At 69.9% G+C, this 15,709-nt stretch carries 15 protein-coding genes; 2 read left to right on the top strand and 13 right to left on the bottom strand.

The window, feature by feature from the left end:
* Positions 1-8: 8 nt before the first annotated feature.
* The 12 genes from AC1DXJ_RS00890 to AC1DXJ_RS00835 all read right to left on the bottom strand — a co-directional run bounded on the left by AC1DXJ_RS00890 (position 9) and on the right by AC1DXJ_RS00835 (position 9,058).
* A complete protein-coding gene (locus AC1DXJ_RS00890) occupies positions 9-575 on the bottom strand; it encodes a hypothetical protein (RefSeq protein ID WP_477612754.1) in 567 nt (188 codons plus the stop codon).
* A gap of 168 nt (positions 576-743) precedes the next feature.
* Positions 744-1,166, bottom strand: a complete 423-nt coding sequence (locus AC1DXJ_RS00885) for a hypothetical protein (RefSeq protein WP_477636177.1) — start codon at positions 1,164-1,166, stop codon at positions 744-746.
* Positions 1,167-1,256: 90 nt separating this feature from the next.
* Positions 1,257-2,036 (bottom strand): DsbA family protein, encoded by a 780-nt coding sequence (locus AC1DXJ_RS00880; protein WP_477612752.1) that lies wholly within the window; start codon positions 2,034-2,036, stop codon positions 1,257-1,259.
* Complete coding sequence (locus tag AC1DXJ_RS00875; RefSeq protein ID WP_477636176.1) at positions 2,033-2,623, bottom strand: DoxX family protein; 591 nt, start codon at positions 2,621-2,623, stop codon at positions 2,033-2,035. Before AC1DXJ_RS00875 ends, AC1DXJ_RS00880 begins: the two co-directional genes overlap by 4 nt.
* A 2-nt stretch (positions 2,624-2,625) precedes the next feature.
* Positions 2,626-3,444 carry a tryptophan synthase subunit alpha gene (gene trpA / locus AC1DXJ_RS00870; protein ID WP_477612750.1) on the bottom strand — a complete coding sequence of 273 codons (819 nt, stop codon included), beginning with the start codon at positions 3,442-3,444 and terminating at the stop codon, positions 2,626-2,628.
* Positions 3,441-4,712 carry a tryptophan synthase subunit beta gene (gene trpB, locus AC1DXJ_RS00865; RefSeq protein ID WP_477612749.1) on the bottom strand — a complete coding sequence of 424 codons (1,272 nt, stop codon included), beginning with the start codon at positions 4,710-4,712 and terminating at the stop codon, positions 3,441-3,443. The genes trpA and trpB overlap by 4 nt, the downstream gene beginning before the upstream one ends.
* A complete protein-coding gene (trpC, locus tag AC1DXJ_RS00860) occupies positions 4,709-5,500 on the bottom strand; it encodes an indole-3-glycerol phosphate synthase TrpC (RefSeq protein WP_477612748.1) in 792 nt (263 codons plus the stop codon). The genes trpB and trpC overlap by 4 nt, the downstream gene beginning before the upstream one ends.
* Positions 5,501-5,625: 125 nt before the next feature.
* Entirely contained in the window at positions 5,626-5,886 is a 261-nt protein-coding gene (locus AC1DXJ_RS00855; RefSeq protein ID WP_477612747.1) for an HGxxPAAW family protein, read from the bottom strand.
* A gap of 64 nt (positions 5,887-5,950) precedes the next feature.
* Positions 5,951-6,547 carry a Trp biosynthesis-associated membrane protein gene (locus tag AC1DXJ_RS00850; protein ID WP_477612746.1) on the bottom strand — a complete coding sequence of 199 codons (597 nt, stop codon included), beginning with the start codon at positions 6,545-6,547 and terminating at the stop codon, positions 5,951-5,953.
* Positions 6,544-8,097 (bottom strand): anthranilate synthase component I, encoded by a 1,554-nt coding sequence (locus tag AC1DXJ_RS00845; protein WP_477612745.1) that lies wholly within the window; start codon positions 8,095-8,097, stop codon positions 6,544-6,546. The genes AC1DXJ_RS00850 and AC1DXJ_RS00845 overlap by 4 nt, the downstream gene beginning before the upstream one ends.
* Positions 8,094-8,507 (bottom strand): phosphoribosyl-AMP cyclohydrolase, encoded by a 414-nt coding sequence (hisI, locus tag AC1DXJ_RS00840; protein ID WP_477612744.1) that lies wholly within the window; start codon positions 8,505-8,507, stop codon positions 8,094-8,096. Before hisI ends, AC1DXJ_RS00845 begins: the two co-directional genes overlap by 4 nt.
* Before the next feature lie 32 nt (positions 8,508-8,539).
* Complete coding sequence (locus tag AC1DXJ_RS00835; RefSeq protein ID WP_477612743.1) at positions 8,540-9,058, bottom strand: hypothetical protein; 519 nt, start codon at positions 9,056-9,058, stop codon at positions 8,540-8,542.
* Between the two features lie 376 nt (positions 9,059-9,434).
* On the opposite strand from AC1DXJ_RS00835, the gene AC1DXJ_RS00830 reads away from it, so the two are divergent.
* Together AC1DXJ_RS00830 and AC1DXJ_RS00825 are read left to right on the top strand one after the other, a co-directional pair.
* Positions 9,435-10,931 carry a cobyric acid synthase gene (locus AC1DXJ_RS00830; protein ID WP_477612742.1) on the top strand — a complete coding sequence of 499 codons (1,497 nt, stop codon included), beginning with the start codon at positions 9,435-9,437 and terminating at the stop codon, positions 10,929-10,931.
* Positions 10,932-11,192: 261 nt separating this feature from the next.
* Entirely contained in the window at positions 11,193-13,877 is a 2,685-nt protein-coding gene (locus AC1DXJ_RS00825) for a P-loop NTPase fold protein (protein WP_477636175.1), read from the top strand.
* Positions 13,878-13,942: 65 nt separating this feature from the next.
* Here AC1DXJ_RS00825 and AC1DXJ_RS00820 read toward each other — a convergent pair whose 3' ends face one another.
* Complete coding sequence (locus AC1DXJ_RS00820) at positions 13,943-15,685, bottom strand: ABC transporter ATP-binding protein (RefSeq protein WP_477613414.1); 1,743 nt, start codon at positions 15,683-15,685, stop codon at positions 13,943-13,945.
* Positions 15,686-15,709 lie beyond the last annotated feature (24 nt).

Here is a 15,709-nt window from a genome sequence, read left to right as displayed (position 1 = left end):
CTATCCAGTCAGGGACGCGGGAAGTACGGCAGGTCGGGGTACAGATGAGCCAACGCCGTCGCGAGGCAGTCCCGGCCAGCTTCCACCCGCTCCCCTCGAGCCTGCCCCCGCACTGCCCCGACGATGCCACCGAAGTCGGTGATGCCACGCACGTCGTATCCGCGCCCGACCATGCACGTCTGGACAGCGGACGCCAGAGGCGGGTCCATGTGGGGCGGCGTATCGGCTGCATAGACTGCCGATGCCGGGAACCAGTGGCTCTCCTCGCAGGCGTCGACCCTCTCGGCCTCCCCTTTGCTCAGCACGCCGGTCGTCGGCGCCGAGGTCGCTGTGGTCGTCCCTGTGGCGGTCGCCGCGGCGCCGGTCCGCGCGTACGTGAAGATCCGAGTCGTGGTGGTGACCGGGTCCCAGACCGGCGTCGTCACCCCGAATCCGGCGGCCCGCAGGCACTGGGCATAGTCCTCCCAGGCACCCTCGACCTCGGCCCGCGTGACCCGGCCATCAGCCAGGATGACCCGCTGGGACGAGTCCGGATCCAGCGCGTCGACGAGCCGTCGGAGCTGGGTGGGACCCACGCGGTACACGCTGGGGTCGCTGTAGGTCGCGACGGCACGCGCCTGCCTCGGCGGCGGCTGGTCCGCCTCGGGTCCACACCCGCCCGCCAGCCCTACGGACAGCACACTGACCGCGGCCCAAGGCCACGAAACGCCAGCCACCCTCGCATGACGATGTCCGCGCGCCATCTAGAGGACGTATTTGTACTCGGAGCCGCTCCACTTCTGCAGCGTGTGAGTGGACTTGATCTGGAACACCGAGTACCCGCCGCGCGCGATGTCCACCCCCGAGGCGCACTGACCGAGGAGTGACGAGTGGGTCGCGAAGCTGCCGTTGGGCAGGCTGATCGTGGTCTTGGCCCGCTTGACGTACAGCAGGCAGCCCGTCCCGGGGACGTTCGTCGTGGCGTACGCGTAGACCCCGTTGGTGCCACCGCTGCCGTAGTAGTAGTACGTCGTGCGCTTGGCGTCGTCGCCGCGCCACGGGAACTTTCCCGACCCCAGCGCCTCGGCCGGCGATGCGTGGCCGCATACGAACAGAACTGCGAGCGTCGCAGCAAGGAGCGCGAGTCGAGATCTGCTGATGCCTGGGTTCCCCATGTTCATGGTCATGGAGCAACCATATACAGCAACTGGCTAGCTATGCATAGGTTTCTGGATAGTTCTGGTCACTACGGCGTCGTTCGACGTGGTGGGGTGCCGCTACTTCGTGGCGGCCTTGATCTCGGCGGCAAGCTTGTCGCGAGTCAGACCCGTCAGCTCGAGGGCCTTGCCGTTGAGCTTGACCGTCGGGGTGCCATTGACATGGTCCTTCTCGGACTGGGTCTGCACGGACTCGACCCACTGGTTGTGCGACTTGGCGGCGTAGCACTGGTCCCAGGTGGCCAGGGCCGTGCTGTTCAGCCCCGCCTGCACGGCGAACTGCTTGAGCTGGGCATCGGTGTAGCCGGCCCCCTCCTTCGCGGGCTGACCCTGGAACGTGGCCGCGTGGTACTGGAGGAACTTGTCGGCGTCAGAGGCACACGCGGCCGCGTTGGCCGCACGGTTGGATGAGTCGTTGCCCAGGTTGTCGTCGAGGAACGACAGCGGGTGGGCGACCAGCTTGATCTGGTTCGCCTTGACCATGTCCACCATCTGCAGCCCGAAGATCTCCTCGAACCGTGCGCAGATCGGGCACTGGAAGTCCTCGTAGAGGTCGAGGGTGGGCACGTTCGCCGGGGCGCCGGGGTTGACGACGATGCCGGCGCCCATGGCGGCCACGTTCTTGGGCAGGGTCGCGCCGCCGGCGGTCGTGGCTGCCTTCTTGTCCTGGCTGCCGAGGATGACAGCCGTGATGACCGCCGCCAGCACCACGACGACCACGACCGTGGCCACGACGATGCGGTTCGCTCCCTGGCCACCGCCGTTGCCACCGCTGCGGATCGGGCCCTTGGGCGCTGCCGCCTGGATCTTCGCCTTGCGGCTGGCGCTGCTGCTGGTCATGCGTGGGGCCTCTCGTCGTGCTGGTCGGGCTCGTGCTGGTCGGGCTCGTACTGGTCGGGCTCGTGCTGGTCGGGCTCGTACTGGTCGGGCTCGTGCTGGTCGGGCTCGTGCTGGTCGGGGAACAGGACCGGCTCGAGGCCGAAAGCCGTTCGAGGCCGCACGGCGAGCCAGGCGGCGCACACGAGCAGCCCGAGGTCGCGAGCGATCTCCTGGGGGTACTGCGTCTGGGAGGCCGCAATGGTTCCCCCGTGGCCGAAACACCCGCAGTCGATGGACAGCCCACGCGCCCAGGCCGAGGCGATCCCGGCGATGAACACCACCATCAGGACTCCACCCACGACCGCACTGAACCGGGTGAACAGCCCCAGGACCAGCAGCACCCCGACGGCAACCTCGAGGATCGGCAGGCCGTAACCGAGGTAGCCGGCGACGTCGTAGGGCAGCAGCTGGTACGCGCGCACAGAACGCGCTGACGTCTCGAGGTGGCCGACCTTGAGCAGCCCCGCCACGAGGACGACACCGCCCAGGACCAGCCGGGCCAGCAGCCCCACGACGTCGCGCAACCGCGGGTTGGACAGCAGGCTCAACGTCAGCGCCCGCTCCGGACGCCCTCGGCCAGCTCGCCGACGAGCGCCCGCAGGCTGGCGATCCCAGCCTCGAGGTCGTCCGCCTCGGTAAGGCACCGCACCAGGGCCGAACCCACGATGACGCCGTCGGCATAGGCCGCCACCTCGGCCGCCTGGGAACCACCGGAGACTCCGAGACCCACGCACACGGGCTTGTCGGTGACCGCCTTGGTGCGGCCCACGATCACCGCCGCAGCGTCTCCCATGGACGTCCTCGCGCCGGTCACGCCCATGTGCGACACGGCATACACGAAACCGCGGCACTGCGCGGTCACGGCGGCGATGCGCTGCTCCGTGGAGCTCGGGGCGACGAGGAAGACGCGGTCGAGGCCGGTCTCGTCACTCGCTGCGATCCACTCGGCGCCCTCGTCGGGGATGAGGTCGGGGGTGATGATGCCGGCACCGCCGGCGGCCGCGAGGTCTCGGGCGAAGGCGGTCGGGCCGTGCCGCAGGATGAGGTTCCAGTAGGACATCACCAGCGGCGGCGCCCCAGCGTCTCGCACCGCGCGGGTGGCGGTGAACGCGTCGCTCACCCGGACCCCGTGCTTGAGAGCCTGGTCTGCCGCGTAGGCGATGACGGGGCCGTCCATGAGCGGGTCGCTGTAGGGGATGCCGACCTCGACGATGTCGACGCCTGCCTCGACCATCGCGACCATCGCCTCGATGGAGCCCTGCACCGACGGGAAGCCGACGGGCAGGTAGCCGACGAGGGCGGCACGGTTCTCGGCACGACACTGCTCGAGGACCTGGGCGACCCCGATGCCCGTGGTCGTGGGGGTCACAGCTGGGCCCTTCCGTCACCCTCGGCCCGCGGCTCGTCGGCCGTGCCGCTCGGGGTCGCCTCGCCGTCCAGGAGGCCGAAGTACTCCGCAGCGGTGTGCATGTCCTTGTCACCGCGACCCGACAGGTTGACCAGCAGCAGCGCCTCGGGGCCGAGCTCCCGCCCGACCTCGAGCGCACCCGCGAGGGCGTGGGCGGACTCGAGCGCGGGGATGATGCCCTCGGTGCGGCAGAGCAGCTCGAACGCCTTCATGGTCTGGTCGTCAGTCGCGTAGCGGTACTCGGCCCGACCGGTGTCGCGCAGGTGGGCGTGCTCCGGCCCCACGCTCGGGTAGTCCAGGCCCGCAGAGATCGAGTGCGACTCGAGGGTCTGGCCGTCGTCGTCCTGCATGAGGTAGCTGAAGGTGCCGTGCAGCACCCCCGGCGAGCTCGCCGCGAACCGCGCCGCGTGCCTCCCGGACTCGATGCCCGCTCCCCCGGCCTCGATCCCGATGAGCCGGACGTCCGCGTCGTCGATGAACCGGTGGAAGATGCCCATGGCGTTGGATCCGCCACCGACACAGGCGATCACGGCGTCGGGGAGGCGTCCGGTGAGGTCGAGCACCTGGGCGCGGGCCTCGACCCCGATGACCCGGTGGAAGTCGCGGACCATCTCCGGGAACGGGTGCGGTCCGGTGACGGTGCCGAGGATGTAGTGGGTGTTGCCGACGTTCGTGACCCAGTCGCGCAACGCGTCGTTGATGGCGTCCTTGAGGGTGGCGCTGCCCGTGGGGACGGCGACCACCTCGGCGCCGAGCATCCGCATGCGGGCTACGTTGAGGGCCTGCCGCTCGGTGTCGACCTTGCCCATGTAGATCACGCACTCGAGGCCCATCAGGGCGGCCGCTGTTGCCGTGGCGACCCCGTGCTGGCCGGCGCCGGTCTCGGCGATCACACGGGTCTTGCCCATCCGCTTCGTCAGCAGCGCCTGCGCCAGCACGTTGTTGATCTTGTGGGAGCCAGTGTGGTTGAGGTCCTCGCGCTTGAGGATGATCCGTGCGTTCCCGGCGTGCGCGGCGAACCGCGGCACCTCGGTGATGATGCTCGGACGTCCGGTGTAGGTCCGGTGCAGCCGCTCCAGCTCGCCCATGAACTCGGGGTCGACCATGGCCTTGCGGCGGGCCTCGTCGAGCTCCTCCAGCGCCGGGATCAGCGCCTCCGGGACATAGCGGCCCCCGAACTCGCCGAAGCGGCCCGGGCGGGCCAGGGGTTCAGGCGTCAGGTCGGTCATGGTGTGGCTCCCGCCGCAATGAGTTCGTATGCCGCGCGGCGGGGGTCGCTGCCCCGCACCAGTGCCTCGCCGACGAGGACGGCGTCGGCGCCCTGACCCGCGAACCGGGCCGCGTCGGCGGGGCCGCCGATGCCGGACTCCGCCACCTTGACGCAGGTGTCGGGGATCAACGAGGCCAGTCGCGCGAAGGTGTCGGGGTCGACAGCCAGGGTCTTGAGGTTGCGGGCGTTGACGCCCACCACCGCGGCCCCGGCGTCGACGGCGCGTCGCGTCTCCTCCTCGTCGTGGACCTCCACCAGCGCCGTCATCCCCAGATCGTGGGCGAGGCCCTGCATGCGGACCAGGTCGTCCTGGGCGAGAGCGGCCACGATGAGGAGGATGAGGTCGGCCCCATGGGCCCGTGCCTCGAACAGCTGGTAGTCCTCGACCATGAAGTCCTTGCGCAGCACCGGGATCCGCACGGCTTTGCGCACTGCGTCCAGGTCCTCGAGCGACCCGTTGAACCGGCGGCGTTCGGTGAGCACGCTCACGGCCGTCGCACCACCGGACTCATAATCCGCCGCAAGGCCCGCCGGGTCGGCAATGGTCGCCAGCGCTCCCTTGCTCGGGCTGGATCGCTTGACCTCGGCAATCAGCGCCAGTCCGGGACGGCGCAGCGCGGCCTCCGCGTCGAGCGCAGGGGCGGCGTCAGCCGCCAGCTCCTCGATCCGTGAGCGCGGGACGACGGCCTGCGCGGCCGCGAGGTCTTCGCGGACGCCGGCAACGATGTCGTCGAGCACGGTGGGCATGTCGACAGGCTATCCAGCAGAACTGGGTGGTCCCCGCCCGGGTCAGCCGGTGGACTGGTGGGCCGAATGGGCCGGGGCGGCCGGGTGGTCCCGGTCGACCGGGTTGGCCGCGGCGCCCGCGCCGGTCAGTTGATGCCGACCTCGGGCTTGGTGCTGTCGGGGGCGTCGGGCCCGTCGACCGTGACGGCGCCGTAGCCCGCCATCGACAGGACCTTGCCTGCCACCGCGCCCAGGGCGCAGACGACCAGTCCGATGACGAACAAGGTCGTGTTGGTCAGCACCACGGCCAGGGACGCCACGGCAGACCCGACGAGGATGATGACGACGGCCGTCCAGGCGGCGACGCTGTGGCCGTGGTCTTCTTCGTGGATCTCGTGCTCTGCCATGGGGGTGGCTCCTGCTGGTCGTCGTGGTCTGGTCTGGTCTGGCGTGGGCTCGACGCCCATTCTGTCAGGTGCTTGCGGACTCGTCGCGCACCGTCGGGTCGTCGCCGGCGTCGAGCCGGTCCCAGTCGGTCGCCACCCGTTGTCCCCGAGCCCCCGCCGACGTGGACGGAGCCTCGTACCGCGCTCCGAGTCCGCGCCAGCTGCCCGCTCCGACCCATCCCGCCACGGCTGCCACGACCAGCAGCACCGATGCCACGACGCAGATCCACGGCCAGGCGGTCGCCATGGCGTGGGTCTCGATGGATCCGGTGCGCCCGGCCGCCTTGGCGGCGACGGATCCGAGGGAGTTCTCGGGCACGAGTCCGACGCGGGCTGCCACGAAGCCCTCGGCAGCACCTGCCAGGGCGAGCACGACGAGCGTGACCCGTCGCACGACCGGCCCGCTGGTGGCACTCGCCAGGGCAGCCGCCGCACCCACGAGCGCCAGCGCCACGACGCCGGAGGCGACCTCGCTACCGGTGCCGGTGATGCGGCTGGCTCCGAGGACCGCATCGTTGACGGTGCCTTCCACCCAGACCCGGCCCCCGCTGGACAGCAGGACGCCCGAGCCCAGGAGGGCCAGGAGCACCACGGACAGCTTCGAGGTGAGGCGAGTGCTCACTGAACGGTCCTCAGGGCCGCGGCGGTCGCCACGGCACGGAGGGCAGCCGCCGCCTTGTTGACCGTCTCTTCGAACTCGGCCGTGGGCACCGAGTCGGCGACGATGCCCGCGCCCGCCTGCACGTGCGCCACACCATCCTTGATGACAGCAGTGCGGATCGCGATCGCCATGTCGAGGTCGCCGTGGAAGTCGAGGTAGCCGACCACCCCGCCATAGACCCCTCGCCGACTGGGTTCGTAGTGCTCGATCAGGCTGAGCGCGCGTGGCTTGGGCGCACCCGACAAGGTGCCCGCAGGGAACGTGGCGACGAGCACGTCATAGGCCGACTGGTCCGGACGGATCTCGCCCACGACGGTGGACTCGAGGTGGGTGACGTGGGAGTAGCGACGGATGTTCATGAACTCCACGACGTCCACGGAGCCCGCCTCGCAGACGCGTTGGAGGTCGTTGCGCCCGAGGTCCACGAGCATGACGTGCTCGGACCGCTCCTTGGGGTCGGCGAGCAGGTCCTCGGCGAGCTGGTGGTCGTCCTCGGGAGTCTTGCCCCGCGGCCTCGAGCCGGCGATCGGGTGGGTGATGGCCCGGCGGCCGGAAACCTTGACCAGCGCCTCGGGTGAGGAGCCGACGACGTCGTAGGCCGTGCCGTCGCCGGCGGGCAGCCGCAGGAGGTACATGTAGGGACTCGGGTTGGACGAGCGCAACGACCGGTAGACGTCGAGGGCGTCAGCGCGACACGGTGTCGAGAACCGTTGCGACAACACGACCTGGAAGACCTCGCCTGCCCGGATGTCCTCCTTGGCCTGCTCGACCATCTCCTCGAAGGCCGCCTGGGTGAGGTTGCTGCGCACCTCGCCCCGTGCCCGCTGGAAGGCCTCGCGGTCGACCGTCGCCACCGTGCTCGGCGCGGGAGCAGCGAGATCTGCGGTCATCACGTCGAGCCGTGCCACGGCGTCAGCCCAGGCGTCCTCGACCCGCTCGTCGGTCGCGTCGTAGTTGACGGCGTTGGCCACGAGCAGCACGGAGCCGTCGGCGTGGTCGAGCACCGCGAGGTCGGTCGCCAGCATCATCGAGATCTCGGGCAGGCCCAGCTCGTCGGGAAGGCTGTCCGGCACCCGCTCCCAGCGCCGCACCGCGTCATACGTGATGGCACCGACCATCCCTCCCGTGAGCGGCGGCAGGCCCTCGATGGGCTCTGTCGCCAAGGCGGCGACCGTGTCACGCAAGGCGTCCAGCGGGTTGCCGTCGGTGGGCACGCCGACCGGCGGCTCCCCCACCCAGTGGGCCTGACCGTCCTGCTCCGTCAACGTCGCCCGGCTCGCCGCCCCGACGATGGAGTAGCGCGACCAGACGCCGCCGTGCTCGGCGGACTCGAGCAGGAAGGTGCCGGGGGCGTCCTTGGCGAGCTTGCGGTACAGGCCCACGGGCGTCTCGGCATCGGCCATCAACCGGCGCACGACCGGGATGACGCGGCGGTCCTTCGCCAGGATCTGGAACGTCTCGAGGCGAGGCCAGGTCGTGCCGAATGACAGGTCGGGGCTGACGTCGCTCACCGTTCCCCCACCCGGGCATCGAGGTCGCCGGCGTCGAAACAGGTCCGGTCGCCCGTGTGGCAGGCGGCGCCCACCTGGTCGACCCGCACCAGCAGCGCGTCGCCGTCACAGTCGAGCGCCACGGAGCGGACGTGCTGCACGTGCCCGCTCGTGTCGCCCTTGCGCCAGTACTCACCCCGGCTCCGGGACCAGAACGTCACGCGACCCTCGCCCAGGGTTCGGCGCAGCGCCTCGTCGTCCATCCAGCCGAGCATGAGCACCTCACCGGTGTCGTGCTGCTGGACGATGGCCGCCACGAGCCCTTGCGCGTCCCGCTTGAGACGCGCGGCGATGGCGGGGTCGAGCACTGCAGACGAAGTCACCCGGCCATTCTGCCGTGTGCGTCCCGAAGCGGTCGGCTCGCCCACCATCCGTCAGGTATGCCGCGGGGCCGGGAGTCTCGCTACAGCGGGCTGACCGTGAAGCCGCCGCCGTCCTCCACGAGCAGCACCCCGGCCCCCCTGGCGAGCGGCCCGACGAGCTGGCCGGCCAGGCCGGCCACGGCGGCCTCGTTCGTGGGACTGTGACCGACGACCAGGGCGCGGCCGCCCTCGGGAAGTGACTCGACGATCCCCCGCAGCGCTTCGCCGAGGAGCCGCTCCTCGTGGTCGACCAGCTCTGGGTCGACCCCTCGGATCTGTTCGAGCGTTGCGCCCTTGCCCGCCGCCTTCGACGCGGCCCGCCAGCGATCCTCGACTGTCGAGCGCAGCCCAGTCACCTCGGAGACGGCCAGGTCGTCCTGCCCGGCGGCGTGACGCAGGATGGTGACCATCTGGGTGGCGCGGGCCGCGCCCGAGGAGACGAACGCGGCATACGGTGGCTGCAGTCCGTCGCGGCCGATCGCCTGCGCGTCGGCCACCCCCTGTGCAGTCAGCTCGTCGCCGTCGCTGTCCGTGTGTCGACGGAGCTCTATGTAGCGCATCCTCCATCGTCGGCACCGGGCCACGAAGAGCGCAACTCCGTCAGTTGGATGAAGCGCACCACCCACCGAGGGCTGGGCCGGAGCCCGCGTCGGAATGCCAAGGTGAGGGCAATCAACTCGCAGGGTGTTGATCGACAGGAGTCCCCCACATGAGCAGCTACATTGCGCGGCATCGTCGTCCTCGCCTTGCGTGGCGCCGGCGCCGCTCGCCGCGGTTGACCGCGATGTCCCCACAGGTGACGCAAGAGGCCCCAGTGACCGCAAGCCTGTTCGCGCCCGTCGTGCGACCGGGATCCGCGTAGCCCTGCTGCTCCCGGCCCGTTGCGGGTGCTGGGCGCCGGGATGAGCCTCACCGATCCTTCGTAGGCTACGCAGTGTGAAGGGGTCACTGCTGGTCGCCGGGACGACTTCGGATGCTGGCAAGAGCGTCGTGACCACTGGGCTCTGCAGGCTGTTGGCCCGCCGCGGGGTTCGCGTTGCCCCGTTCAAGGCCCAGAACATGTCGAACAACTCGATGGTCGTGGCCGGCCCCGACGGCCAGGGCGCCGAGATCGGGCGCGCCCAGTGGATCCAGGCCGTTGCTGCCGGAGCCGCACCCGAAGTGGCGATGAACCCCGTCCTGCTCAAACCGGGGAGCGATCGGCGCAGCCATGTCATCCTCAACGGACTCCCTGCGGGCTCCATCTCCTCGGCCGAGTTCGCAGGGTCGCGAGGAGCGCTCGCGAAGGCGGCCTTCGCGGCATACGACGACTTGGTCAGCCGTTTCGACGTGGTCATCTGCGAAGGCGCCGGAAGCCCCACCGAGATCAACCTGCGCGAGCACGACTACATCAACCTCGGGCTGGCACGGCACGCCGACATACCTGTGATCGTCGTCGGGGACATCGACCGCGGCGGGCTGTATGCCGCCCTCCATGGCACCGTGGCGCTGCTGCAGCCAGCCGACCAGCGACTTGTGGCCGGGTTCGTGGCGAACAAGTTCCGGGGGGACCAGACCCTCCTCGAACCGGCCAACCGCGAGATCGAGCGCATCACCGGTCGAGCGGTACTGGGGGTGATCCCCTGGAGCCCAGCCGTGTGGCTGGACTCTGAGGACGGCCTCGACCTCGCCGGACGAGCGGCCGAGGCCGAGCACCCGTTGGTCGTCGCGGTGGTGAGGTTCCCGCGGATCAGCAACTTCACCGACCTGGACGCCCTCGGGCTGGAGCCCGACGTCGACGTGAGGTTCGCCTCCCGTCCCCAGGACCTCGCCGACGCCGACCTCGTCGTGCTCCCCGGGACCCGATCGACCATCGCGGACCTTTCCTGGCTGCGGCATCGCGGCCTGGACCGAGCTGTCGTCACCCATGCCGCCGCCGGACGCCCCGTGCTCGGCATCTGCGGCGGGTTCCAGATGCTCGGACGCACCATCACCGACCCGGAGGGAGTCGAGGGCCCGGCCGGGATGGTGACCGAGGGGCTGGGACTGCTCGACACCACGACCACGTTCGCCCCCCGGAAGGTCCTGCGCCTCGCGCAAGGAACGGCGTTGGGCGCTCCGGTGTCCGGCTACGAGATCCACCACGGGGTGACCACCACCGGCGCGGAGGAGGAGTTCTTCGGCGGAGCCCGCCGGCGGCACGTGCTCGGGACCATGGTGCACGGGAGCCTGGAGTCCGACGAGTTCCGGCACTCGCTCCTGCGCGAGGTCGCCGCGTGGGTGGGACGCCCCCACACCGCCAGTGGGGTCAGCTTCGAGGCGGCTCGGCAGGCCAGGCTCGATCTCCTGGCCGACCTGGTTGAGGAGTGCCTCGACATGGACGCGATCGACACGCTGATCAACGAAGGAGCACCGTCGGGCCTGCCTGTGCTGCCGCCCGGAGATGCGAGGTGACCGCCCGAGCTCGCAGGTAGCAGCGCAACAGCGCCGACCTGCCTCTGTTCGCGTTGCCCATGCAGGCTCAGGTCCTTGCGTTGCAGCGCGAACTACGGCACTTGCATGAGATATGCCCTGTCTGTGAGTGAGAACATCCCTATGGGTCCAGTTGTTGTCAGGCTCCCGCCTCGGCGCTCCTCGAGCTCGCACGGTCAAGGCCGAGGTGGACCCGTCCAGGACCGGCAGCACAGGGTGCCGAGCACATGAAGCGGGGCACAGATGAGTGAGGCTCCGGCCGCCGGCTTGTCGCCATCCGTCCAGAGAGCGCTGGACTGGGCAAGCGCTGTTGCCCGGGTCCGGGAACGGACTCCTGCGGCCGACCCCGATCCGCTCCCGACGCCGAGCGACCTGTTCGTCGGCACGATGCTGGCTCACGCGGACAGTGACGGAGAGGTCCGGGTACTGCTGACACATTTCGGTCTGACGGCGCGCGACATCGTCGGCGAGCAGTACGCGCGCGTGACCCCGGTGAACCTCGCCGCCGTGGCTCCGTCGGTGAGCGTGGGTCGGCCGGTGCCGAGCGGTCCGATCGACGGCATCGTCGACTGGGCACAGCGGCAGAGCGGCGGTGACGTCCAGCTGCTCCATCTCCTCGGTGCGATGCTGGCCATCCAGACAGAGCTGATGACCAGCTTCGAGTCGGCTTTCACGTACATCGGGGAGAGCCGACAGGCCGTCGCCTCGTCGTACGAGTCGTGGCTCTCCACTCGACCTCAGGACGAGCCGCGCACCGCCGGGGCGTCCCTGCGGGAATGGCTGCAGAGAAACAACCCGCGTGCTCCGGTCAACGTCGCGGGGTTCTCGACCGATGACATCTCGAGCCCGGACCTGCCACAACAGGACCTGGTGGGAATCTCGCCGGAGGCGAATGCCCTGGCCTATCTCGTCGCCTCGCGTGACCTCGCGCCACCGCTCGCCGTTGGCCTGTTCGGGGACTGGGGAAGCGGAAAGAGCTTCTTGATGCGAGACGTGCGCAATCGCGTCCGCGGTCTGGTGGCCTTGAGCGACGGACAACCACAGCACGAATCCGCCATCTGGCAGAACATCCAGCACATCGAGTTCAACGCCTGGGAGTACGTGCAGGGCGACCTCTGGGCTGGGTTGCTCGAGAAGATCTTCCAGAAGCTGGGCACGGCCATCAAGACGCGCACCCTCGTCGAGGAAAGGCAGGCCCCCGTCCGGACGCGATGGACCGAGCAGCTCGTCGTGGTCGAGAGCGCCGAGCTCGCCAAGGAGGAGCTCGGAGTTCGGGTTGAGGCCGCGGCGAACGACGTGACCAACGCCAGTGCCGCTCTCACTCAGCGAAAGCACGAGGCGGGCCAGCTGGAGGGGACCGTTCCGGAGGCCACGAGGATCGCCGCCAGAAAGGTGCTCAGCGAAGTCTGGTCCGAGGAGCGGGTCAAGGCGCTCGGAGCCGACGCGGACGGGCTGCTCACTGCTCTCGAGGAGGCCTGGGAGGAGATGCGTCAGGGCAAGGCACTCCTGGGCCCGTACTGGAAGGACTGGCGCCGGTTCGCCGTGCTGTGCGCAGCGGTCGCCGTGGTCCCGTTGGTGACCTGGCTGGTCGGGTGGCTGACGGGTGTGGGAGACGTCGGCTCGGCGCTCGCCGGTCTGGCCGCGGGGGTGCCCGTGCTCATCGCCTGGCTGCGGCTCTTCACGAGCTGGAGCCAGAAGCAGCGACACTCGATCGCCATGGCCCAGCAGCAGGTGCGGGCGACTCATCAGGCACCTGTCGCCCAGGCGCAGCGCGACCTGGACCGGGCGCAGGCCCGACATGCCGAGATGCTGAAGGCGCTGTCGGACCAGAGCGCCACCGTGGCACAGGAGAAGCAGCGAGCACTCGAGCTCGAGGCAGAGCTCAAGACCCTCACCGCCGGGCGGGTGTTCACCGAGTTCGCAGACAAACGAAGCACCGACTACCGGGCGCAGCTCGGCTTCCTCGGGACTGTTCGGGCTGATCTGAGGACGATCGAGGCCGAGGTCACCAAGAACAACCAGATGGCCGTTGCCCCGGAGTCCGATGGGCAGCCGTCGCACAATGTGCAGATCCCCAACCGGATCGTGCTGTATATCGACGATCTCGACCGATGCCCACCCGCGAAGGTCGTCCAAGTCCTTGAGGCCGTGCACTTGTTGCTCGCCTTCCCGTTGTTCGTCGTCTTCGTTGCGGTCGACTCGCGATGGCTCACCTCGGCGCTGCTCCAGCAACTTCATGCCCTGCGGGCTCAGGACGACGACAAGACCTCTGCGGATGGACTCCCCACGGCCCGCGACTACCTGGAGAAGATCTTCCAGCTCCCGTTCTGGGTGCAGCCCCTGTCAGGGGATGACCGCCGAAACATCGTGTCCGGCCTCCTCGGGCCAACCGTGCGCGGGGACACCGCCGAAGCCGGAAACGTGGCACCCGGAGCGCTGAGCATGGACGAGTCACGCTCTGAAGCCCTTGACGCGATGCTCGGCCAGAGCGGAAGCGGGCTCAGGCTCGAGACCAGCTCGTTGGCCCTGACTCCTACCGAGCTGGAGTTCGTCGCGAGTCTCGGCCCCCTCGTCGGTGAGACACCGCGGCGCATCAAGCGGTTCGTCAACACCGTCCAGTTCGTGCTCTCGGTGCGGCCGCCCMTCGTCGGCGACGGCCCCCACTCACCTCGACTGGCCGCCGCTCTGTTCGCCGCCATTCATGAGGGCACGCCAAGCGTTGCGCGTGAGTTCTTCAAGGAATCCAAGGAGAACGAGCCGTTGGACCTCGCTCTCATGGCGCTGGGCACCGAGGATGCCGAACGGGTCCGGCTGTCGGCGTGGTTGGACCAACCCGTCAACCAGCACTGGAGGCAAGTGACGCCGCGCATCATCGGTGAGCGATGCCAGATGGTGCAGCGGCTCAGCTTCGACCGGCCCACACGTTGACCCTGCCGAAGCACACCGTGACCCCCGGACCGGCCAGGCGCTCGGCCGAAGCGCCTTCAGCGGGGCTAGCCGCGTTGTTGGGCCGCCCACGAGGCGTGCAGCGCGGCATACACGCCGTCCTGCTCGACCAGGTCTCGGTGCGGGCCGCGCTCGACGATGCGCCCACGGTCGACGACGATGACCTCGTCGGCGGCCTCGGCCGTCGAGAGCCGGTGGGCGATGGCGATCGAGGTGCGGCCGCGGGTGAGGCCCTCGAGCGCCCGCTGGAGGCGCACCTCCGTGGAGGGATCGACGGCGGAGGTCGCCTCGTCGAGCACGAGCAGGTCGGGGTCGGCGAGGTAGGCACGGGCCAGGGCCACGAGCTGCCGCTCGCCGGCGGACAGCGACTCGCCCCGCTGCCCCACCTCGGTGGCCAGGCCCTGCGGCAGGCCGGCCAGCCAGGCGTCGAGGCCGAGCTCGGTGAGGGCCAGCTTCACGTCCTCGTCGGTCGCGTCGGGTCGCCCGAACCGGACGTTCTCACGCAGCGTGGCGTCGAAGAGGAAGCCTTCCTGCGGCACCAGCACGACGCGCTCGCGCAGCGAGGAGAAGCGCACGTCTCGCAGGTCGACGCCGTCGATGCGGACGGTGCCCTCGGTGGGGTCCATCAGGCGGGTGAGCAGCTTGGCGAGGGTCGACTTCCCCGAGCCGGTCTCCCCCACGATGGCCACGCGGCTGCGCGGCCCGATGGCGAGGTTGACGTCGTGCAGGACGGTGTCGGCCCCGGGATAGGCGAAGGACACGGCGTCGAAGTCGACCGCGATCGGTCCCCGCGGCAGCACCTGCCCGTCGTCACCGGGATCGGCGACGTCGGCGGGGGTGTCGATCACGCCGATGACGCGGCGCCACCCGGCCACAGCGTTCTGGAGCTCGTTGAGGATCTCGGTGGCCTGCTGCACCGGCTGGGTGAACAGGTTGACGAGGAAGAGGAAGGCGAGCAGCTGTCCGAGCGTGAGGTGGCCGCCGACGGCCTGGATGGTCCCGACGACGAGCACGACGGCAAGGGTCAGGCCAGCGACGAGCTGCCCCGAGGAGAAGGCCACGACCGAACGCACCTGGGCCCGGATCGACGCGCTGCGGTGCGCCTCGATGGCGCCGTCGATGCGGTGCGCCGTGCGCTCCTCGACGCCGTAGGCCCGGATGGTCGCCGCCCCGACAACGGACTCCGAGACCGCCGCGAGCAGGTCGCCGACCCGCTCGCGCACGACCGTGTAGGCCCGCCCGACGATCTTCTGGAACCGCCGGATGACGAACAGCAGCGGCACGAAGCACAGCCACACGACCCCCGTCAGGAGGGGGCTGTAGAAGAACATCAACCCGGTCGCGACGGCGATCTGTCCCAGGCTGAGCACGAGGATGATGCCGCCGAACTGGACGAACTGGCTGATGGTGTCGACGTCGGAGGTCACGCGGCTGACCATCGACCCCCGGCGCTCGGTGTTCTGCGTGAGCATCGACAGGTCGTGGATGTGGCGGAAAGCCTTGAGCCGCAACGACGCCAGCCCGGCCTCGGAGGCCTTGAAGAGGCGCACGTTCACGGCATACGCGCTCAGGGCGGTGGCCGCGACGGCGATCAGGGCGAGGAGCACGTAACGGGTGACCAGTCCCGGGTCGGGACCGTCCTTGCCGAGCAGCCCGTGGTCGGTCGTCTGCTGGACCACGAACGGCACGACGATCCGCCCGACGGTCGTGATCGCGGCGAGCCCGAGAGTCACCCCGAGTCCGCGCCGGAGCTCGGGCGAGAGGTCCAGCCCGCGACGCAGGGTCGCCATGGTCCCCAGGGACGAGGTCGTGTC

This window comes from Pedococcus sp. P2_D9 (genome assembly GCF_056404275.1).
Note: the sequence above shows the minus strand (reverse complement) of the source record. Positions and strands in the feature narration are given on the sequence as shown.